This window comes from Deinococcus aquiradiocola, from assembly GCF_014646915.1.
GTDB classification, from domain to species: domain Bacteria; phylum Deinococcota; class Deinococci; order Deinococcales; family Deinococcaceae; genus Deinococcus; species Deinococcus aquiradiocola.
Genome location: NZ_BMOE01000004.1, coordinates 63,355 through 82,322 on the forward strand (window position 1 = coordinate 63,355; position 18,968 = coordinate 82,322).

The window sequence follows — 18,968 nt, forward strand, 5'->3', positions numbered from 1 at the left end:
CCCTGGGGGCAATGCAGGCCACCGATGTCTCCCTCACCAAGCTGAAAGGCACCGGCCGGGGTCCCCTCCCGCCGATGCTGGAACAGTACGTCAGCATGCGGGACGCCGTTCAGGAAACGTACCCCGACACCCTCCTGCTGTTCCAGTGCGGCGACTTCTACGAGACGTTCGGGGAGGACGCCGAACGCGCCGCGCGCCTGATGGGCCTCACGCTGACGCACAAGTCCAGCAGGGACTTCTCCACCCCGATGGCGGGCCTGCCGGTCCGCGCGGCGGACGCGCACATCGAGCGGCTGCTGGCGATGGGCGTGCGCGTCGCGGTGGCCGACCAGATGGAGGAACCGGGCAGCGGCCTGGTGGACCGCAAGGTGACGCAGCTCCTCACGCCCGGCACCGTGACGGACGAACGCCTGCTGTCGGCCGACGAGAACTTCCTGGCGGCCGTGGCGACCGGCAACGGGTACGCTCTGGCGCTGCTGGACCTGTCCACCGGGGAGTTCCGCTGCGCGAGCTTCGGGACGCGGGCCGCGCTGTACGACGACCTGTCGCGCTGGCGGGCGCGCGAGGTGCTGCTCGCGCCGGAACTGAGCGGCAACGCGGCCCTGCTCGCGGACTTCCAGTCGCGCTTCCCGGTGATGCTGTCGCAGGGAAGCTTCGATGTGAGCGCGGCCCGTACGGAAGTCATCGCCGCGCTGGGCGAGGTTCCGGCGAGCGTGGGAACGGACGCGCTGCTGCGCGCGTGCGGCGCGGTACTCGGGTACGCGCGCGGCACGCAGCAGGGACGGCTGGAGATGGTGCGCCGACTGAGTCGCTACGAGCCGGGCGCGCAGCTGCGCCTGAACGACTGGGCGCTGCGGGCGCTGGAGGTGTTCGCCGCGCAGCACCCGGGCGTGGCGGGCCAGCCGGACGGGTCGCTGATCGGGACGCTCAGCGAGACGCGCAGCGCGGGCGGACGGCGGCGCCTGCGGGCGTGGCTGCGTTCGCCGCTGCGCGACGCGGTCAGCATCGCCGCGCGGCAGGAGGCGGTCGCGGCCCTGGTGGGCGCGCCGGACCTGCGGCACGGCGTGCGCGCCCTGCTGTACCGCGCGCACGACCTGGAGCGCCTGTCGGCCCGCGTCGCGACGCGCCGGGCCGGTCCCAGGGAAGTCGCCGCGCTCGCACGGACGCTGGACCTCCTGCCGGACGCGGCAGGCCTGCTGGACGGGCAGGACGGCCTGCTGGGCGCGCTGCGCGGACGGCTCGGCGGGCTGCCGGACGTGGTGGCGCTCATCCGGGCGGCCCTGGTGGACGACCCGCCCATCCGCAGCGGCGAGGGCGGCCTGATCCGCGAGGGCTTCCACGCGCAGCTGGACGCCATGCGCGGCGAGGCGCTCACGCACCGCGAGTGGATCGCCGCGCTGGAAGTCAGCGAGCGCGTCAGGAGCGGCATCCCGAACCTGAAAGTCGGCTTCAACAGCGTCTTCGGGTACTACCTGGAGGTCAGCAGCTCTCACCTCGCGAAGGTCCCCGCCGACTACCGGCAGGTCGCGACCCTCAAGGACCGCGCGCGCTTCACGCGGCCCGACCTGCGCGAGCACGAACGCGAGATCGCGCGGCTGGAAGGCGCGGCCGACCGGCTGGAAGCGGAAGTGTTCACGCAGCTGCGCGAGAGCCTGTCCGGGCACGCCGAGGCGCTCAGCGAGGCGGCGGGCGCCGTGAGCGAACTGGATGTGCTGGCGGCCCTGGCGGAGATCGCGGCGGAACGCGGCTGGGTGCGGCCCGTCACGACGGACGGCGAGGTGCGGCTCGTGCAGGCGCGTCACCCGGTGGTGGAACGCAGCGTGGGCGAACGCTTCGTGCCGAACGACGCGCACCTGAACGCGAACCGGCGCACGCTGATCATCACGGGGCCGAACATGGCGGGCAAGAGCACGTACCTGCGGACGGTGGCGCTGTGCGCGCTGCTGCACCAGATCGGGTCGTTCGTTCCGGCGGACACGGCCGAACTGCCGCTCTTCGACGCGGTGCACACGCGCATCGGGGCGTCCGACGACCTGGCGGGCGGACGCAGCACCTTCATGGTGGAGATGTCGGAACTGGCGGACATCCTGCACGGCGCGGGCGCGCGCAGCCTCGTGATTCTCGACGAGGTGGGGCGCGGCACGAGCAGCCTCGACGGGCAGGCGATCGCACAGGCGGCCCTGGAGGGCCTGCACGCCACGGGCGCCTACACGCTGTTCGCGACGCATTACTTCGAGCTGACGCGGCTGGAAGGCACCGTGCCGGGCCTCGTGAACCTGCACGTCGCCGCGCAGGAGGACCCGCAGGTGGCGGGCGGCCTGACCTTCTACCATCAGGTGATGCCGGGCGCCGCGCAGCAGAGTTACGGCGTGGAGGTGGCGCGGCTGGCCGGGCTGCCGCAGGGCGTCACGGCGCGGGCCGCGCAACTCCTGGCGGGCCTGAACGCGCGCGGGGACGACACGGCCCTGCGGCGCGAACTGGCGAGCCTGGACCTGACGCGCCTCACCCCGATGGGCGCACTCGAACTGCTGCAGACGTGGCAGCGGCTCGCGCGCGGCGAATCGTGAGCGGAGGGTCCGCACGGGGCAGCGGCACCCCGCCGGTGTCGTGGGCCTGCGTGCCGGGTGGTGCCGGGTGACGTCCATCCGCATCCTTCCCCCCGAGGTCGCCCGGCAGATCGCCGCTGGCGAGGTGGTGTCGCGCCCGCTGGACGTGGTGCGGGAGCTGCTGGACAACGCGCTGGACGCGGGCGCGTCGCGGGTGGACGTGGAGGTCGTGCGTGGCGGGCTGGAGCGGGTGACGGTGCGGGACAACGGGGCGGGCATTCCGGAGGGGGAGGTGCCGCTCGCGCCGCTGCGGCACGCGACGTCGAAGCTGGAGAGCGTGGAGCGCGTGACGACGCTCGGGTTCCGGGGGGAGGCGTTGTGGGCGATGGCGCAGGCGGGCCGCCTGACGGTCACGACGCGTCCGGCCGCGCAGCTGGGCGCGGTGCGGCTCGCGGCGTCCGGGGACGAGGTGAGCGTGTCGCGGGTGAGCGCGGCGGCGGGCACGACGGTGAGCGTGGAGGGATTGTTCGCGCACCTGCCCGCACGGCTCCGGACGCAGGGGTCGGCGGCGGCAGAGGTGCGGGAGGTGACGGCGCTGCTGAGCCGGTACGTGCTGCACCGTCCGGGGCTGCACTGGCGGCTCACGGTGGACGGTGAGGTACGCCTGCAGCACGCGCCGTCCGGGGCGCGGGGCGCGGTGGCGAGCGTGTACGGGCCGCTCAGCGCGAACCGGGTGCTGCCGATGGAGGTGCCGGGGGGCGTGCTGAGCGGTGTGCTGAGTCGCCCGGAGCTGATGCGGTCGCGGCGGGACCGGATGCATTTCTCGGTGAACGGGCGTCCGGTGCTGGCCCCGCCGGAGCTGGAGCAGGCGGTGGTGGACGGGTACGGGACGCTGCTGCCGTCGTCGCAGGCGCCGCTGTGCGTGCTGGACGTGCGCGTGCCGCCGGAGGACGTGAACCCGAACGTGCACCCGGCCAAGGCGGTGGTGGCGCTGGCGGACGTGGCCGTGCTGGCGGCGCGCGTGCGGGACGAGGTGCGCGCGGCCCTGTCGGGCCTGCCGCTGGCGGGGGCGGTGCCGGACCTGCACTTGCCGGAGGGGGTGTCGCCGGTGGCGTCCATGTCGGCCATCACGTCGGCCACGGGCTTCCCGGAGCTGCGGCCGGTGGGGGTGCATGCGGCGCTGTACCTGCTGGCGGAGGGGGACGGGGACCTGTGGATCGTGGACGTGCATGCCGCGCACGAGCGGGTGCTGTTCGAGCGCCTCTCGGAGCGGCTCGCCGGAGCGGAGGCGCTGGAGTTGCCGGTGCCGGAACTGCTGCAGCTGACGCCGGGGCAGCTGGCGCGGCTGCAGGAGCGGCAGGCGGACCTGCAGGGCATGGGGTTGACGCTGGAGCCGTTCGGGGCGGGCCTGGCGCGGCTGCGGTCACTGCCGGCGGCGTTCGCGGCGCTGCCGGTGCCGCGCCTGCACGAGCTGATCGTGGAGACGGTGCTGGGCGACCTGCCGGACCCGGTGCGGGAACTGGTGGGGCGGCTGGCGTGCGCCCCGGCCCTCAAGGCGGGGCACGTGACGCTGGAATCGGGCACGCGGGTGCTGGCGGACCTGTCGCGGTGCGGGCAGCCGTGGGCATGCCCGCACGGGCGGCCCACCACGCTGCGCCTGTCGGAACGGGACCTCGCGCACAGCTTCGGTCGGCGCGGCCCGCGTGACGTGGCGCGCGGGCGGGACGTGCGTGAGGAGCGCGTGCCGGTCCGGCCCTCATCAGATCTGACGGACGGGTGACGGGAGGGCCGCTATGCTGCCCGCATGACTGCGTCTCCCCTCCCGAAGCCCCTGCTGCTCGGTCACCGGGGCTCGCCCCGCCAGCACCGCGAGAACACCCTCCTCAGCTTTCAGGCGGCGCTGCAGTCGGGGCTGGACGGCGTGGAGCTGGACGTGCGGCGCCTCGCGGACGGGCTGCTGGTGGTGCACCACGATCTGGAACTGCCGGACGGGCGCGCCCTGAACACCCTGCTGAGCGCGGACCTGCCGGACGACGTGCCGACGCTGGAGTCGGTGCTGGGCTGGGCGGCCGACACGGGCGCGTACGTGAACGTGGAGATCAAGTTCGAGGGAGCGCGCATCGACGACCGCGTGTCCGGCACGCTGCGCGCGGTGCGGGCGCACGGGCTGGCGGAGCGGGTGATCGTGAGCAGCTTCAGTCCCTTCGTGCTGCGTGCCGCGCGGGACCTGGACGCCGGGATCGAGCGGGGCTTCCTGGTGCACCGCCCGTACCGGTTCGGGGTGGACCTGATGCCGCTGGTGGCACGCAAGCTGGCCGTGCGGGCACTGCACCCGCGCTTTCACCTGATCGACGAGGCGCTGATGACGCTGGCACGCGCGGAAGGGTGGCGGGTGAACGCGTGGACGGTGAACGACCCGGCAGAGGTGGCGCGACTGACGGCGCTGGGCGTGGACGGCCTGATCGGGGACCTGCCGGACGTGCTGCTCGGCGCCCGCCCCTGAACGGCCCGACGCTCAGGGGAGCGGGGTGCTGATGTGCGCGTTCTCGACGATTTCCAGGCGGTTGCCGAAGGGGTCGTGCAGGAAGGCGCGGCGGACGGGGTGGCAGCGGGTGTCGGTCTCGGTGGGGTGGCCGTGCGCGGCGGCGTGCGCGAGGAACGCGTCGAGGTCGCTGCAGCGCAGGCAGGGGTGGCCCTTGTCGCGCGGGTGGAAGGGGTCGGTGGTGCCGGTGTGCAGCTGTCGTCCGTCGGGCAGCGCGAACCACAGGCCCTCGCTGCTGCGGATGCCTTCGGGCCGCTGGAGTTCCGGCAGGCCGAGGAAGGTGCCGTAGAAGTCGCGGGCCTGCGCCGCGTGCCCGGCGGGCGCTTCGATCTGGACGTGGTCGAGTCCGGTGATGAATGTCGGCATACCTTCAGCGTACGGGAAGACCTGCCCGAGCCCCCGATACCTCTCCAGAGACAACACGTATGGCGGCGCAGGCAGAGCGGCTCCCCTTCCCGCCCGCACTGCGCACGTCACCTTTCAGCCGGGCGGCTGGCCTTTTCAGGCGCGTTCCGTTCCATTCCCGGACCGTCGGGACTGCACCGCCCGTCCATCGTCCTGGGCAGAACGGGAGGAGTGGCGTGGCCAGCCGCGCCCGTTCACGACGACACGCCCTGCAGGACGCCTGCCCGCTCCCGGAACGCGTCTCTGTCCTTCTCGTTCCGCCCGGATCGACCCCGCACACGCCGCGGGATTCGATCGGAATCCGGATCAGGCGTGGACGGGCTCTTCCGCCGAGCGGTCCTGCCGCGCCGCGAGTTCCACGTACCCTTCGATCAGGTGCACGATGACCGGGTTGTGCGTGTGCACGCCGTGCGCGTCGCGGGCGTGCGGCACCACGACCTCCGCGCCCGGCAGCGGCGGGGCGGGCGGCGTCACGAAGTGCGCGATCACGGCCGCCTCGCCGTCCCGCGCGAGCAGGAAGGCGCGCTCGCCGTCCATGGCGATGGCGGGCAGGTTCGCGAGCGGCGTCGTGACGACCCGCACACCGCGCGGCGTGAGCTTTTCGAGCGTCTCGGCGAGGTCCGGTTCGCCCGCCATGAAGAGCGTGCGCCGGGCGTTCAGGGTGAGGTCCTCGCACATGCTGCGCAGCGCGGCCTCACCGTGCAGGTGGTACACGGCTTCCGGCGCGGGGTCCGGTGCGAGGCGCGACAGGTCACGGTCGAGCGCGCCGAGCCGGTCGTCGAAGGCGCGGCGGGACCGCGCGAGGTACTCGCGGGCCGACAGCGGCGCGTACTCCAGCGGGCTCTGCCCCACCCGCGCCGCCAGGCCGCGCCCCTCCAGGCGCTCCAGCGTCTCGTAGATCTTGGGGCGGGGAATGCCCGCCTGCCGCGCCACGCGGGCCGGAACGGCGCGGCCCAGCGCCAGCAGCGCGGTGTACGCGCGGGCCTCGTATTCGGTCAGACCCAGCGCCTGAAGATGGATGACAGCACTCATGCAGTTACAGGATACGTGATTCGAGGCTGATCGTTCGCGGGTGGCATAGCCAGACCGTGCCGGGCCGACGCTGCATCCGGTGTCGATCCGGTTCCAGGACTGCCGGAAAGTGCACCGACGTCCCTTCCCGGGTCAGGGCAGCACCCGCGAGGACGCCTGCCCGCGTCTTGGGCCAATCAGCGCCCTGCAGGACGCCTGCCCGCTTCCATCTCCTCCAGACCGCACCTGCCGGGGCTCGCGGCCAGGCGGCGGCTTCGCGGTCCGCGCGGCTGAACTCCAGGCGTTCAGCTCGGTCGGGTGTCAGGTGCCGCGCCGCAGCAGTGGGTACGGGTTCGTGGCCTGCCACGCCGGCGTGTACACCCCGTAATGCAGGTGCGGCGGCGTGCCGGCCGCGTTGCCGCTCGTGCCGACGTAGCCCAGCACCGTGCCGACCGTCACCCACTCGCCCACCGTCACGTCCGCGTACCGGTCGAGGTGCGCGTAGTAGTGGTGGTACCCTCCTGGCCCGGTGACGGTCACGACGCGGCCGCCCAGGCGGTCGAGGCCGACCTTGCCGATCACGCCGGTGGTGGTGGAGCGCACGGGCGTCCCGCGCGGCGCGAAGATGTCCACGCCCTCGTGACTGCGTCCCTCGCTGCGCGCGCCGCCCCACGTGTCCGCGAACCGCACGCCCGGCAGCGGGTCCGGCAGGCTGCGGACGGTGGGCGCGGGCTGGCGCAGCAGGTCCGCGTACCGCATGGCCTGCTGCACCTGCGGCCACAGCCACGTCAGCAGGCCGAGCAGCGCGGCGAGCAGCAGCGCGAGCCACGCGAGGCGCATCAGGACGGGGGTGGTGGGGGGGCGTGAAGTGGTCATGTCTCGCCTCTCATTGCAGCACCCGTGCATGAGACGCGCCCAAATCCCGCCTGCGTTCCGGCCCGGTCCGGGCGGCCCCCCTACAATGACCGCATGACTGCCCCGCACGATGAGCAAGACGAGACGCTGAACGACGAGACCGGCACCGACCGGGCGCCCTCCGACTGGACCGGCGACGGCCTCACGGACGAGACGCCGCACTACGAGCACCTGAACGGCGCGGACCTGTACTTCGAGGTGGTCGGCCCGGAGGACGCGCCCGTCGTGGTGTTCCTGCACGGCGGTCCCGGCTACAACAGCTACTCCTTCCGGGCGCTGGTCGGGGACCGCCTGGACCGCTACCGGATGGTGTACCTCGACATGCGCGGCGCGGGCCGCAGCGGCCCGCTCGCCGACACGCAGCAGGGCGGCGACACGCTCGACATCGACACGCTCGTCGGTGATCTGGAGGCGCTGCGGGACTACCTGGGCGTGGAGCGGTTCACGCCGCTCGGGCACGGTTTCGGGGCACTGGTGGCGCTGGAGTACGGGCGCCGCCACCCGCTGCAGACGGCGCGCGTCGTGACCGTGAACCCCTGGGTGCACTTCCCGGACCTCGCGCTGACGCTGCTGGCCGAGGCGAGCGCGCAGCGCGGCGTGAAGCTCGACGATCCCGCCGAGCGCCTCCGCGCGGACGCCGCCGAGGGGGAGCACGTCGCGGTGGGCGAGGCGCGGCTGGAGGCGGCGTTCGCGCTCGTGAACGGCCGCGACCTGCTGAACAGCGTGCAGTTCATGGACCGCGCGAGCCGCATGCGGCTGGAGTACGCGGACGTGGAGGGGCAGCTGCTGGGCGGCGGCGAGGTGCAGCAGGCGCTCGTGAACCAGGGCCTGTGGAGCTTCGAGTACCCGCCGTTCCTGATGGAGCAGAAGCGTCCCGTGTACGTCATCGCGGGCGTCGAGGACCGCACGAGCTACCCGCAGCAGGTCGGGTGGCTGGAGGACCTCGCGAACGCCGACGTGAACCTCCTGCAGACCGGGCACTACCCGTGGCTGGACGACGAGGACGCCTTCGTGGAGGCGCTCGAACGGGCCGTGGAAGGCTGACGCGCGGGCCGCGCGGGGGCGGCCGGACTGGAAAGTAAATCAACTTGCTCAGCAAAGCATCCGCCCCTGCTACACTCCCAGGCGTGACCTGGCTCAAGCCCGTAGATATTGACCCGCACGCGCAGTCCAGCTACGCGGCCTTCTTCGCCGACCTCGAGGCCCGCCTGCGGGACCCCGCCACCGACCGCCCGGCCCTGGTGCGCGACACGCTCGCGCAGGCGATGTACGCCCGGACCTACGAGGCGCTCCTCGCGGACGCGCCGATTGCGGCCCTGAACCTCGACTCGCGCAACGTGACCTTCGAGGCCGAGTACTACATGGCGACCGACCAGGAGCGCTTCCAGCAGGTCAAGCCGCTGCTGTGGCTGTGGAAGAACATCGACCTGACGCCGCTCGGGCACAACCCCGTGTTCGGGATTCCGCTCAGGCGCGTGCTGGCCGGGCACGTGTTCCGGTCGGTGGGCCAGGACTTCAAGTGCTGGCAGAACGTGGAGTTCAGCGTCGGGTACAACATGGAGGTCGGGAACGACGTGGTCGTGCACCGCAACGTGCTGCTCGACGACATCGGCGGCATCGAACTGCACGACGGGGCGAGCGTGTCCGACTACGTCAACATCTACAGCCACACGCACAGCGTGCTGGACGGCCCGGACGTGACGCTCCGCAGGACCGTGATCGGGCGCGGCGCGCGCCTCACGTACCACAGCACCATCCTGGCGGGCAGCGTCGTGAGCGACGACGCGATGCTCGCCACGCACGCCCTGCTGCGCGGCGACATTCCGCCGCAGGGCATCGCGATGGGCCTCCCGGCCCGCGTGACGCGCCAGAAGATCCGCTCGCCGCAGGAGGTGCTGGCGCTCGGCGGGGGCGTGGATTCGGCCACGTACCCGCACGACGCAGGCCGCAAGGCCAACCCGGAATTCCCGCAGCCCACCCCGAACCAGACGCGCCTGCCGGACGGCGACCCGGCCCTCGCGCCGCGCGCCGTGCAGGCCGTGGCCGAACCGGTGGCCGGCGAGGGCTGACCGCAATTCAGGTGAACGGCGTGGCGACCGGCCCCGGTGATGAGCCGGAACGCACGGACCCACGGGGCACGCGCGGGCCGACCATGACGGCGGGCGCCACCCGTGACGCCCTGTGGTCGGCGCTGCTGCGGGACCGCGTGGCGACGTACCCGCTGCCGCCTCACGGGCACCACCCGAACTTCGTGGGCGCGCGTGAGGCGGCTGCCGCACTGCTCGCGCATCCGGCCGTGCAGCGTCACGCGTGCCTGATCGTGGGCGCGGAGCGTGCCCTGTACCCGCTGCGTCGGCAGGCGCTCGCGGCGGGCGTGACGCTGTACGTGCCGGACCAGAAGCGCGACGGGTGGTACTTCCGGGTGCGGGACGCGCGCGGCGCGGACCTGAAAGCCCTGCGTGAGCACGGCGAGCCGCACCTGCAGCCGGTCGGGGCGACGGCGGCCGTGCTGGCCTGCGTGGCCGTGGACCGCGCGGGCGGGCGGCTCTCGAAGGGCTTCGGGTGGGGGGCGCGCGGTGTGCCGCGCCTGCCGGACCTGCCGGTGTTCACGGTCGCTCACCCGGCCATGCTGCAGGACGCCCTCCCCTGCCCGCCCGACTCGCGGGTGCAGGTGATCGGCCTGCCCGGCGAGGCCCTGCACGTTCAGGGCCCGGACGCGCAGACACCCTCACCTCCCACCTGACCCTCAGGTGTGGAAAGGGCAGCGCGGCGCGCCCGCCGCCACCGTGTCCCTGTCCGGCACGCCCGCGGGCCACGCCGTCGCCTGCGGAAAGAAGTTCGGGGTGATCTCCACGTCCCGGTAACTGCGGTGCCAGACGGGCGTGAGCGCGCCGGACACGGGCGGCACGAGCCACGACCAGCGGCCGTACACCGCGCGGCCCGCCCGCGCCTCCCGCTCCTCGAACCGCACGAAGCGCCGCGTGACCGTGTGGTGATCGTCGATCTTCACGCCCGCCGCGTCGAAGCTGTGCAGCACCGCCACGTTCAGCTCCAGCTGCGCCCGGTCGCGCCACAGGGTCCGCTCGCGGCGCGTGTCCAGCCCCAGCGCGCGCGCCAGGGCGGGCAGCACGTCGTACCGGTCGCGGTCCGCCAAGTTCCGCGCGGCGATCTCCGTCTGCAGGTACCACCCCGAGAACGGCGCGCACAGGAAACTCACGCCGCCCACCTCCAGCCGCATGTCCGAGATGACCGGCAGCGCGTGCCACCGGAGCCCCAGGTCAGCCACGCCCGGCAGGGTCGGGTGCGTGACGCTCACCTCGCGCACCGCGTCCGGCGGCAGCGTGAAGAGCCGCACCGTGCCGCCCGACTGCACGGCGACCGGCAGCACGTCGAACGGCGTGCGCGGCCCGCCCGGCCAGCCGAGCGCCATGAGGTGGTGCGTCAACTCCAGGTTCGCGGGATCGCCGATCACCGACCCGTCCGGCAGGCGGTACGCGGCGTACCGGATGAGCTGCGGGTTCAGGACGCGCACGCCCGGCCCGAACACCGTCATGACGGCCCGCAGTGCCCCGCCGTTCCACGCGTACCGCAGGTGCTCCAGCAGTTCCGCGAACACCTCGTCCGGCCGGGTCACGTGCCGCCGGTCCCGCACCTCCAGCGCAGGCCAGTACCCCCGCCCGACGCAGCGGGTGCTGTTGCGCCACGCGAGCCGCGCCCCGAACGCCAGCTCCGGCGACGTGAACTGCGGCCCGCCCTCCGCCGCCTGCCGCCGCACCTCCAGCAGCCGCTCCGAGAGGTCCGCGCGCACCTCACCGGGCCGTGCGGGGCACTCGCGGTAAAACTGCCGCACGAAACGCTCCGCCTCCCGCAGGGCCGCCGTGCCCTCCGCCACCGACGTCACGCGCCGCCCCGGACGGCGAGAGACGAAAGGCGGGCACGGGCGCAGGTCACGCCCTCCATCCTGCCGCCTCCCGGGCACGGCGAATGTCCTGCAAGTCACCCGCCCCCACACGCGCCCTTGATGCTCCGGGGGAACTCCGCACGGCAGATGACACGGGCCGGTCAGGCCGCACCCGCTATGCTTGCCACGCATGCCCGAAGCGACCACCCCCCCCACGGAGCAGCCGCCCGGCCACCAACCGCGCCTGCACCCCCGGCACGGCCACGCGGCCTGCCGCGGCGGTGCAGGCGCGTCACGTGACGGTCCTCGCCCGTGACCAGGAGGTGCTGGAGCTGGACGCGTGGGAGGCGCGGCCCGGCGAGGTGTGGCACGTGCAGGGACCGAACGGGGCCGGCAAGACGACGCTGCTGCGTGCCCTCAGCGGCGACACGTCCGTCCGTGGCGACCTGCGCGTGTGCGGCGCGGTGCCCGGCACGCTCGCTGCCCGGCAGGCGTGCCTGCTCGTCCCGACCGACGCGGACCTGCTGACGGACCTGACGGCGCACGAGTACCTGCACTTCATGACGGCCGCGTGGGGCCGCGCCCCGCACGCCGCGCTGGACCTGGCCGGGCGGCTGGGCGTGACGGCGTTCCTGCCGCGCTTCCCGGAGGAACTGTCGCGCGGCACGCGGCAGAAGGTGGCGCTCGCCGCCGCGCTCGGGCTGGCGCTGCCGCTCACGCTGCTCGACGAGCCGTACGCGACGCTCGACGCGGCGTCCCGCGAGGTGCTCACGCTCGCCGTCCGGGAGCGCGCCTCGTCGGGCGGCACGGTCATCGTCACGACACACGGGGACGAACTGCGGGACCTGCACCCCAGCGTGCTGACGCTCACCCCGCCGCCCGCGTGACGCGCAGCGTCTGGACAGCCCGCCTGCTGAGCGCGCGGCGACAGGCCGGACTCGCGGCAGGACGCTGGCGGCGAGGAGGCGGGTGGGTGATCACGCTGTACGGCGTGCCGGTCCTCGCGTTCTGCGCGCTCGTCCTGCTGGACGCCGTGCGCGCCTCGCACCTCGCGCCGCCCGCGTGGGTGACGCCCGCGCTGCTCGTGGCGGCGCACGCGAGCGGCTGGCTGACGGGTCGCCACCCCGTCGGGCTGCTGGAGGACGACCTGCTGCTCCTGCGGACGCCGGAACGGGCGCGGGCCGTGCTGCTGTGGCCGCTGCTGCGGGCCGCCGCGTCACGCGTGGCCGTGGGCGCGGCGCTGGCCCTGCTGCTGACCGTCACCACGCCCCTCGGGGCGGGCGTGTGGGGGCTGCCGGTCGCGGGCGCGTCGTCGGTGCTGCTGGTGTCCCGCTTCCGTGAGGCGGAGCGTGCCGGGGACCGCGCGTGGCCGGTGATCCTGGCGGGCCTGCCGCTGCTGGGGCTGCTGCACGCGGCCCTGCTGCCCGCCGCGGTCCTCGTGGCGTTCGTGGCCGGGGCGCGCGGCTGGTGGCGGGGCGCGCTGGACACGCCCGGCCCGCGCGCCGTGCAGGACATGCATCACAGCGGCCTGTGCGCCCGCGCGTCCGCCCTGCGCCTCCCGGCCCCCGCCCGGCCTGCCGGGCGCAGACGCGCCCGCCCACGCCCCGCGTTCACTCCTCCCGTTCCCGGCGCGGCGTCCGCCCTGCTGTGGCGCGCCGCGCGCCACCTGCACGCTCACGGCTGGCGCGCCGGGCGGAGCGCCCTGCCCGGCTGGCGTGCCCTCCCGGCCCTGGCGCTTGGCGCGGCCCTCCCGCTCCTGACGCTTCAGCTGCCGGGAGGAGCGCACCTCGTCCTGCCGCTCCTCCCGGCGGGACTGCTGCTGTCCCTGCTGGCCGCCGTGCCGCCCGCACCCCCGGCCACCCTGCCGGTCCCGCCCGCCACGGCCCGCGCCGCCCGCCTCGCGCCCGCCGCCCTGCTGCTCGGCCCGCTCAGCGCGGCAGGTGCCTTCGCCGCCACCCTCATCCTCGGCCTGCCCGCCGCGGCCACCGTCACGGCCGCCCTCCTCCTGCCGGGCGCGGCCCTCACGCTGACCGGCTGGACGGACCCCGCCCCGCACGCCACGCGCGGCAGCGCCCTCCTGGCCCGCCTCGCCCTGTGCACCGCACCCGTCCTGATCGTGTGGGCGGCCCTCGCCGCGCACGCCGCCTGGGCCGCCCCGCTCCTCCTGCTGGCCCTGAGCGCGCCCGACACGAGCGGGTGGCGTGACCTGTGGAACCACGCCCGGACAGCTCGGCGCGGCACAGCTGAAACGGGCGGGACCGGTGCCTGAGTGGCCGGTCCCGCCCGTCTGTGGTGCGTGTCGTTACTCGACGGTGACGCTCTTGGCGAGGTTGCGGGGCTTGTCGACGTCCTTGCCGAGGGCCGTGGCCGTGAAGTACGCGAGGAGCTGCATGGCGACGGCGTTCACGACGGGGCTGACCATTTCGTGGGCGCGGGGGACGTAGATGACGTCGTCGGCGTGGCGGGCGTTTTCGGTGTCGCCGTCCGACAGGAACAGGATGACCTTGCCGGCGCGGGCGCGGACTTCCTGCACGTTGCTGATGGTCTTCTCGAGGAGGCGGCTCTCGGTGGCGATGACGGCGACGGGGAGATCCTTGTCGATGAGGGCGATGGGACCGTGCTTCATCTCGCCGGCCGCGTACGCTTCGGCGTGGATGTAGCTGACCTCCTTGAGTTTCAGGGCGCCCTCGTAGGCGGTGGGGCTGTTCACGCCGCGCCCGAGGAACAGGTAGTCGCGCGCCGTGGCGTACTTCTCGGCGACTTCCTTGATGCGCGCGACGCGTTCGGGGGCCAGGGCTTCCTCGACGAGGCGGGGGAGTTCGCGGGCGGCCCGCAGGAGTTCGGCGCCCTGCTCTTCGCTCAGCGTCCCCCGGGCACGGCCGAGCCACAGGGCGAGCATCAGGAAGGCGCTGACCATGCTGGTGTAGGCCTTGGTGCTGGCGACGCCGATCTCGGGTCCGGCGTGGATGTAGAGGGTGTCGTCGAGTTCGCGGGTCATGCTGCTGCCCTTGGCGTTGATGACGCCGAGGGTCTTCGCGCCGCCCTTCTTGGCTTCGCGGAGCGCTTCGAGGGTGTCGATGGTCTCGCCGCTCTGGCTCACGACGATGGCCAGGGTGTGCTCGGAGACCAGGGGGTCGCGGTAGCGGTACTCGCTGGCGACGTCCACCTCGACGGGGATGCGGGCGAGCTGTTCGATGAGGTACTCGCCGACCTGTCCGGCGTAGAAGGCGGTGCCGCACGCGATGATGCTGATGCGTTTGAAGCTGCCGGGGTCGAGGTTGATGTCGAGGTTCACTTCGCCGGTGTCGTCGTGGAGGCGGCCGATGAGGGTGTTGGTGAGGGCCTGCGGCTGCTCGTAGATTTCCTTGAGCATGTACGTGTCGAAGCCGCCCTTCTCGGCCGCCTCGGCGTCCCACTCGATGTGCTCGATCTCGCGGGTCTGGGGGTTCCCGGCGAGATCCGTCACGCGGAAGCCGTCGTCGGTGAGGACGACCATATCGCCGTCGTGCAGGAAGACCATGTCGCGGGTGTATGCGAGGAGGGCGGGCACGTCGCTGGCGAGGAACATCTCGCCCGCGCCGACGCCCATGACGAGGGGGCTGACGGTGCGCGCGGCGACGATCTCGCGGTGGTCGGCGTGCGTGACGACGATGCCGTACGCGCCGCGCACCTGTGCCAGGGCGTCCCGCACCGCCTGTTCCAGGTCACCGGTGTACGCCTCCTCGATCAGGTGGGCGAGCACTTCGCTGTCGGTCTCGCTCTTGAACTCGTGGCCGCGCGCCTGGAGTTCCTCTTTGAGCTTCAGGTAGTTCTCGATGATGCCGTTGTGGATGATGACGATGCGGCCGTCCTCGGTGGCGTGCGGGTGGGCGTTGGTGTCGTTGGGGAGGCCGTGCGTGGCCCAGCGGGTGTGGCCGATGCCGAGCGTGCCCGCGAGCGGGTGCCCGTCGAGTTCGCCGCTGAGGTTGGCGAGCTTCCCGGCCTTCTTCATGACGGTGATGTGCGTGCCGTCACGCACGGCGACGCCCGCGCTGTCGTAGCCGCGGTACTCGAGTTTGGCGAGTCCGGAGATGAGAACGTCCTGCGCCTGCCTGCTGCCGATGTAACCGACGATTCCGCACATGGGTACTCCTGTGGGACGGCAGCCGGTCACCGCCCCCGCGCGGCCCGATGGGGGCGTGGTGGGCGGCGGTCCGGCGTGGGCCGTCCGCTGTGGGTCGCGCGTTGCCTTGTCTGCGGGTCGCTCCGCTCTTTCGGCGCTGCTTGAACGTGCCGCCGGTGTCCGGCGGGCGTTTCGGGAGGGTCCGACCTGACCCTGGAGGCATCCGCAGAATCTCCGATGACCTCCACCTCGTTTCCCGCCCGCCGTGCGGCTGGGTGGGCCTTGCGCTTCCCTGGACCGGTGTGGGTGTCTGTTGGACACCAAGTCCTGCGGGCAGTGTAGCAAGTTCAGGCGCAGGGGATGTGTGTAACAGCCTCAGGTGAGTACGCAGGGCCGGGCGGGCCGTTCAGCCGTCCCGACCGCCCCGCCCGGACGTGCCCCCCTGCGGCGCGGGCCGCCACGCCGGTTCGCGCTTCTCCAAGAAGGCCGCCACGCCCTCCTGCAGGTCCGAGGTGGTGCGCGTCCAGGCGTTCGTGAGCACCGCGTACCGCAGGCCCTCCTGCAGGCCCATGCCGGGCAGCAGGCTGAGCATCTCGCGGGTGGTGGCGAGGGCCACGCGGCTCCCCAGCGCGATCTCCTGCGCGACCTGCGTGGCCCGCAGCAGCGCCTCGCCGTCCGGCACGACCTCGTTCACGAGACCCATGCGGCAGGCCGTGTCGGCAGGCACGAGCCGTCCCGTGAGCAGCAGTTCGCGCGCGTGCTTCTCGCCCACCGCGCGCAGCAGGAACACCATCACGATGGCCGCCACGAACCCCAGCCGCACCTCGGTGTACCCGAACCGCGCCCCGGCGCCCGACACGACCACGTCGCACACGCACGCGAGGCCCGCGCCGCCCGCCACGGCCGCGCCCTCCACCGCCGCCACGACCGGCGTGGGTCCCGTGTAGATGAGGTTCAGGAGGTCCGCGAGGCGCGCCGAGTCCGCGCGGTTCTCCTCGCTGCTCGCCGACCCGAGCGCCTGCAGGGCCTTCAGGTCCGCGCCCGCACTGAAGGCCCGCCCCTCGCCGCTCAGGACCACGCAGCGCACCGCCGGGTCCGCCTGCGCCGCCAGCAGTTCGCGGTGCAGGGCGGCGACCAGTTCGGCGTTCAGGGCGTTACGGACGGCCGGACGGTTCAAGCGCAGGTGCAGGACCGGCCCGTCGCGGCTCACCAGCACGGGCGGCACGTCACCGGACAGTGAGGACTCGGGCAGTGCGGACTCGGGCGGCGTCATGCCCGATGCTAGCAGCGCCGCCCGCACGTCCCGCACGCGCCGTTCACGTCAGCCGGACGCTCCTGCCCCGCCCGGCCCGCGCGTCCGGGGTGTGCTCCGGCGGCTGGGCGTGAAGGAAGTCGTGCATCTGCGGTTCACACCCGTCATGACGGCTCTGGTACAGTCTGTATCTGGAGCCGATTGGCGCTCCACGGAGTTACGGACATGCCCACCTACGAATACAAGAACATCGAAACCGGCGAGATCTACGAAATCAAGCAGAGCATGCGCGACGCGCCCCTGACCGTCCACCCGGACACGGGAGCCGCCATCAAGCGCGTCCTGTCGCGTCCCGGCATCGCCTTCAAGGGCAGCGGCTTCTACGCGAACGACTCGCGCAGCAAGAGCGGCGACAAGAGCGGCTCCGGATCGAGCGGCGAGTGACCCACACGCCCCCCCGCCCGTCCCGGTCCGGCCGGTGGCTCCTGCTCGGCTCGCTGCTCGTCGCCGGGCTGGGGGGCGCGTACCTCACGGGCCGCGTCACGGCACAGCGCGCCCTCGTGACGAACGAGGAGATCAACACCGTGCAGGTCAGCCAGAAGGCCCTCCCGGCCCTGGTGCGCGTGGACGTCCGCATCCGCAAGGACCAGTTGCAGCCCGGCGAGGACCCCACCGACGTCGGCAGCGGCTTCTTCTACCGCCCGAACCTGATCGTCACGAACTACCACGTCGTGCAGTACCAGGAGTCCCTCAGCATCGTGATGTACGACGGTAAACGCGTGAACGCCAGCGTGGAGGGCGTCGATCCCGGCATCGACATCGCGATCCTGAAGGTGACGGGCGTGACCGCGCCGCGCACCCTGTCGTTCGGGGACAGCGCGCGACTCATCCCGGGCCAGAAGATGATCGCGCTCGGCACGCCCCTGAAGTACAACAACTTCGTGTCGACCGGCGTGTTCAGCACCACCACCCGCGACCTCGGGCAGCGCGCCGACGGGCTGGGGCAGGAGATCGGGCAGTACGGCCTCACGACCGCCACCATTCAGGGCGGCTCCAGCGGCGGGCCGGTCCTCGACTCGCGCGGCGCGGTGGTCGGCGTGGCCGACGCGAACGCCAGCAGCAACACCCTGCTGCCCGGCGTGATCGGCGCGTTCATTCCCAGCGAACTCGTGTCGCAGTCCCTGTCGGACCTCGAGAAGATCGGGGTGCCGCAGCGCGGGACACTCGGCGTGACGCTGGTGGACCTCGACGACCTCGACCCGGCCCTGCGTCAGCTGGCGGGCCTCACCAGCAACCAGGGCGCGCTGGTGGACGAGGTGCCCGCCGGGACGGCCGGGGCGCGCGCGGGCCTGCGCGGCTCGCTGCGCAACAACAAGGGCCAGCTGCTCTCCCCGCTCGGGGACGTCGTGGTGGCCGTGGACGGCCGCCGCATCGCGAACTCCTACGACCTGATCCGCGCCGTGGCACTCAAACGCCCCGGGCAGGTCGTGGCCCTCAAGGTGTGGCGCAACAAGAAGGAAGTGACCGTGAACGTCACCCTGCTGAAACGCACCCTGAACTGATACGGTTTTGATCCGATTCCAGGGATGCCGGGAACTGCGCCGACATCCCTTCTTGGGCAAAACAGCGCCCTGCAGGACGCTTGCCCGCTTCCACCTCCTCCAAACCGTACTTGTTGATACTCGCGGCCGGGCGGCAGCTTCGCGTTCCGCTCGGCTGAACTCTAAAAGTTCAGCTCAAAATCGTATGAGCCGGAACCCGGACGCCCTAGGAACGGCAGGAGGCCCGCACCGAGATCAGGGGCGGGCCTCCTCTCTGCGCTGCGGTGGTCAGCGCTGCGGGACGATCAGGACGGGAATGCCGCTCTGACGGAGGACCTGTTCGGCGACGGAGCCCATGAAGAAGTGCGCGAGGGCGCCCTGCGGGTGCGTGCCGACCACGATGAGGTCCGCGCCCCACTGCTGCGCGGCCTGCACGAGCGTCTGTGCGGGTTCGCCCATCAGCACTTCCTCCTCCTCGCCGTCGCGGGCCAGCGTGTCGAGTTGCCGCTGGTCGCCCTGCGAGAGGGCCGTGAGCACCTCGGCACTCTGCATGACGGGCGCGACGCCGCCGGTCGTGAGGTCCGGCACCGTTCCGGCGCGGGCGTCCACCACGTGAATGAGGCGCAGCTGCGCGCCGGGGAAGCGGGTGCGGGCGACGTCCAGGGCCGCCTGGGCACTGTGGGAGAAGTCGATGCCGACCGCGATCTTCTGAAAGGCGTTCATGCGCCGAGCCTACCCCGATCCGTCCTGCTG

General features: G+C 72.9%; 17 protein-coding genes. 10 read left to right on the plus strand and 7 right to left on the minus strand.

Translation table 11 applies throughout. The annotated features are described in order from the left end of the window. The first annotated feature begins 11 nt into the window (after positions 1–11). The 3 genes from mutS (at position 12) to IEY33_RS07525 (ending at position 5,049) form a co-directional block, all read left to right on the plus strand. Entirely contained in the window at positions 12–2,567 is a 2,556-nt protein-coding gene (gene mutS / locus IEY33_RS07515; RefSeq protein ID WP_229670862.1) for a DNA mismatch repair protein MutS, read from the plus strand. Positions 2,568–2,634: 67 nt separating this feature from the next. Further along, the gene (mutL, locus tag IEY33_RS07520) at positions 2,635–4,326 is read left to right on the plus strand and encodes a DNA mismatch repair endonuclease MutL (RefSeq protein WP_229670863.1); all 1,692 of its coding nucleotides are present in this window, start codon (positions 2,635–2,637) and stop codon (positions 4,324–4,326) included. A gap of 24 nt (positions 4,327–4,350) precedes the next feature. After that, the gene (locus IEY33_RS07525) at positions 4,351–5,049 is read left to right on the plus strand and encodes a glycerophosphodiester phosphodiesterase (RefSeq protein WP_188961843.1); all 699 of its coding nucleotides are present in this window, start codon (positions 4,351–4,353) and stop codon (positions 5,047–5,049) included. Positions 5,050–5,061: 12 nt separating this feature from the next. On the opposite strand, the gene IEY33_RS07530 is transcribed toward IEY33_RS07525, so the two are convergent. The 3 genes from IEY33_RS07530 to IEY33_RS07540 all read right to left on the minus strand — a co-directional run bounded on the left by IEY33_RS07530 (position 5,062) and on the right by IEY33_RS07540 (position 7,380). Beyond that, a complete protein-coding gene (locus IEY33_RS07530; protein WP_188961845.1) occupies positions 5,062–5,454 on the minus strand; it encodes a VOC family protein in 393 nt (130 codons plus the stop codon). 345 nt (positions 5,455–5,799) lie between these two features. Next, positions 5,800–6,525 (minus strand): TrmB family transcriptional regulator, encoded by a 726-nt coding sequence (locus IEY33_RS07535; RefSeq protein ID WP_188961847.1) that lies wholly within the window; start codon positions 6,523–6,525, stop codon positions 5,800–5,802. 300 nt (positions 6,526–6,825) lie between these two features. Continuing rightward, a complete protein-coding gene (locus IEY33_RS07540) occupies positions 6,826–7,380 on the minus strand; it encodes a M23 family metallopeptidase (protein WP_229670864.1) in 555 nt (184 codons plus the stop codon). A gap of 93 nt (positions 7,381–7,473) precedes the next feature. On the opposite strand from IEY33_RS07540, the gene IEY33_RS07545 reads away from it, so the two are divergent. The 3 genes from IEY33_RS07545 (at position 7,474) to IEY33_RS07555 (ending at position 10,162) form a co-directional block, all read left to right on the plus strand. Next, complete coding sequence (locus IEY33_RS07545; RefSeq protein WP_188961850.1) at positions 7,474–8,463, plus strand: alpha/beta fold hydrolase; 990 nt, start codon at positions 7,474–7,476, stop codon at positions 8,461–8,463. An 83-nt stretch (positions 8,464–8,546) separates the two neighbouring features. Then, positions 8,547–9,488 carry an acyltransferase gene (locus IEY33_RS07550; protein ID WP_188961852.1) on the plus strand — a complete coding sequence of 314 codons (942 nt, stop codon included), beginning with the start codon at positions 8,547–8,549 and terminating at the stop codon, positions 9,486–9,488. A 20-nt stretch (positions 9,489–9,508) separates the two neighbouring features. Next, positions 9,509–10,162 (plus strand): 5-formyltetrahydrofolate cyclo-ligase family protein, encoded by a 654-nt coding sequence (locus tag IEY33_RS07555; RefSeq protein WP_229670865.1) that lies wholly within the window; start codon positions 9,509–9,511, stop codon positions 10,160–10,162. A gap of 3 nt (positions 10,163–10,165) precedes the next feature. On the opposite strand, the gene IEY33_RS07560 is transcribed toward IEY33_RS07555, so the two are convergent. Beyond that, positions 10,166–11,320, minus strand: a complete 1,155-nt coding sequence (locus IEY33_RS07560; protein WP_306415602.1) for a nitric oxide synthase oxygenase — start codon at positions 11,318–11,320, stop codon at positions 10,166–10,168. 296 nt (positions 11,321–11,616) lie between these two features. Between IEY33_RS07560 and IEY33_RS07565 the strand changes: the two genes are divergently transcribed. After that, entirely contained in the window at positions 11,617–12,207 is a 591-nt protein-coding gene (locus IEY33_RS07565) for an ABC transporter ATP-binding protein (protein WP_188961858.1), read from the plus strand. Beyond that, positions 12,204–13,589 (plus strand): hypothetical protein, encoded by a 1,386-nt coding sequence (locus IEY33_RS07570; RefSeq protein WP_188961861.1) that lies wholly within the window; start codon positions 12,204–12,206, stop codon positions 13,587–13,589. The genes IEY33_RS07565 and IEY33_RS07570 overlap by 4 nt, the downstream gene beginning before the upstream one ends. A gap of 33 nt (positions 13,590–13,622) precedes the next feature. Here the strand turns inward: IEY33_RS07570 and glmS are convergent, their stop codons facing one another. Continuing rightward, positions 13,623–15,443 (minus strand): glutamine--fructose-6-phosphate transaminase (isomerizing), encoded by a 1,821-nt coding sequence (glmS, locus tag IEY33_RS07575; RefSeq protein ID WP_188961864.1) that lies wholly within the window; start codon positions 15,441–15,443, stop codon positions 13,623–13,625. Positions 15,444–15,828: 385 nt separating this feature from the next. Next, positions 15,829–16,695 (minus strand): enoyl-CoA hydratase/isomerase family protein, encoded by an 867-nt coding sequence (locus tag IEY33_RS07580; RefSeq protein WP_188961866.1) that lies wholly within the window; start codon positions 16,693–16,695, stop codon positions 15,829–15,831. Between the two features lie 204 nt (positions 16,696–16,899). Here IEY33_RS07580 and IEY33_RS07585 point away from each other — a divergent pair, with 204 nt between their 5' ends. Both IEY33_RS07585 and IEY33_RS07590 read left to right on the plus strand, forming a co-directional pair. Continuing rightward, the gene (locus IEY33_RS07585) at positions 16,900–17,118 is read left to right on the plus strand and encodes an FmdB family zinc ribbon protein (RefSeq protein WP_188961869.1); all 219 of its coding nucleotides are present in this window, start codon (positions 16,900–16,902) and stop codon (positions 17,116–17,118) included. Next, positions 17,115–18,236 carry a S1C family serine protease gene (locus IEY33_RS07590; protein ID WP_188961871.1) on the plus strand — a complete coding sequence of 374 codons (1,122 nt, stop codon included), beginning with the start codon at positions 17,115–17,117 and terminating at the stop codon, positions 18,234–18,236. Before IEY33_RS07585 ends, IEY33_RS07590 begins: the two co-directional genes overlap by 4 nt. Before the next feature lie 267 nt (positions 18,237–18,503). On the opposite strand, the gene IEY33_RS07595 is transcribed toward IEY33_RS07590, so the two are convergent. Then, the gene (locus IEY33_RS07595; RefSeq protein ID WP_188961874.1) at positions 18,504–18,938 is read right to left on the minus strand and encodes a universal stress protein; all 435 of its coding nucleotides are present in this window, start codon (positions 18,936–18,938) and stop codon (positions 18,504–18,506) included. Between the last annotated feature and the right edge of the window lie 30 nt (positions 18,939–18,968).

What these genes read in the sequence shown, in the direction of transcription:
- mutS (WP_229670862.1), top strand. Translation starts at nt 12, where the DNA reads ATGCAGGCCACCGATGTCTCCCTCACCAAGCTGAAAGGCACCGGCCGG.
- IEY33_RS07525 (WP_188961843.1), top strand. Translation starts at nt 4,351, where the DNA reads ATGACTGCGTCTCCCCTCCCGAAGCCCCTGCTGCTCGGTCACCGGGGC.
- IEY33_RS07530 (WP_188961845.1), bottom strand. Translation starts at nt 5,454, where the DNA reads ATGCCGACATTCATCACCGGACTCGACCACGTCCAGATCGAAGCGCCC.
- IEY33_RS07535 (WP_188961847.1), bottom strand. Translation starts at nt 6,525, where the DNA reads ATGAGTGCTGTCATCCATCTTCAGGCGCTGGGTCTGACCGAATACGAG.
- IEY33_RS07540 (WP_229670864.1), bottom strand. Translation starts at nt 7,380, where the DNA reads ATGACCACTTCACGCCCCCCCACCACCCCCGTCCTGATGCGCCTCGCG.
- IEY33_RS07545 (WP_188961850.1), top strand. Translation starts at nt 7,474, where the DNA reads ATGACTGCCCCGCACGATGAGCAAGACGAGACGCTGAACGACGAGACC.
- glmS (WP_188961864.1), bottom strand. Translation starts at nt 15,443, where the DNA reads ATGTGCGGAATCGTCGGTTACATCGGCAGCAGGCAGGCGCAGGACGTT.
- IEY33_RS07580 (WP_188961866.1), bottom strand. Translation starts at nt 16,695, where the DNA reads ATGACGCCGCCCGAGTCCGCACTGCCCGAGTCCTCACTGTCCGGTGAC.
- IEY33_RS07585 (WP_188961869.1), top strand. Translation starts at nt 16,900, where the DNA reads ATGCCCACCTACGAATACAAGAACATCGAAACCGGCGAGATCTACGAA.
- IEY33_RS07595 (WP_188961874.1), bottom strand. Translation starts at nt 18,938, where the DNA reads ATGAACGCCTTTCAGAAGATCGCGGTCGGCATCGACTTCTCCCACAGT.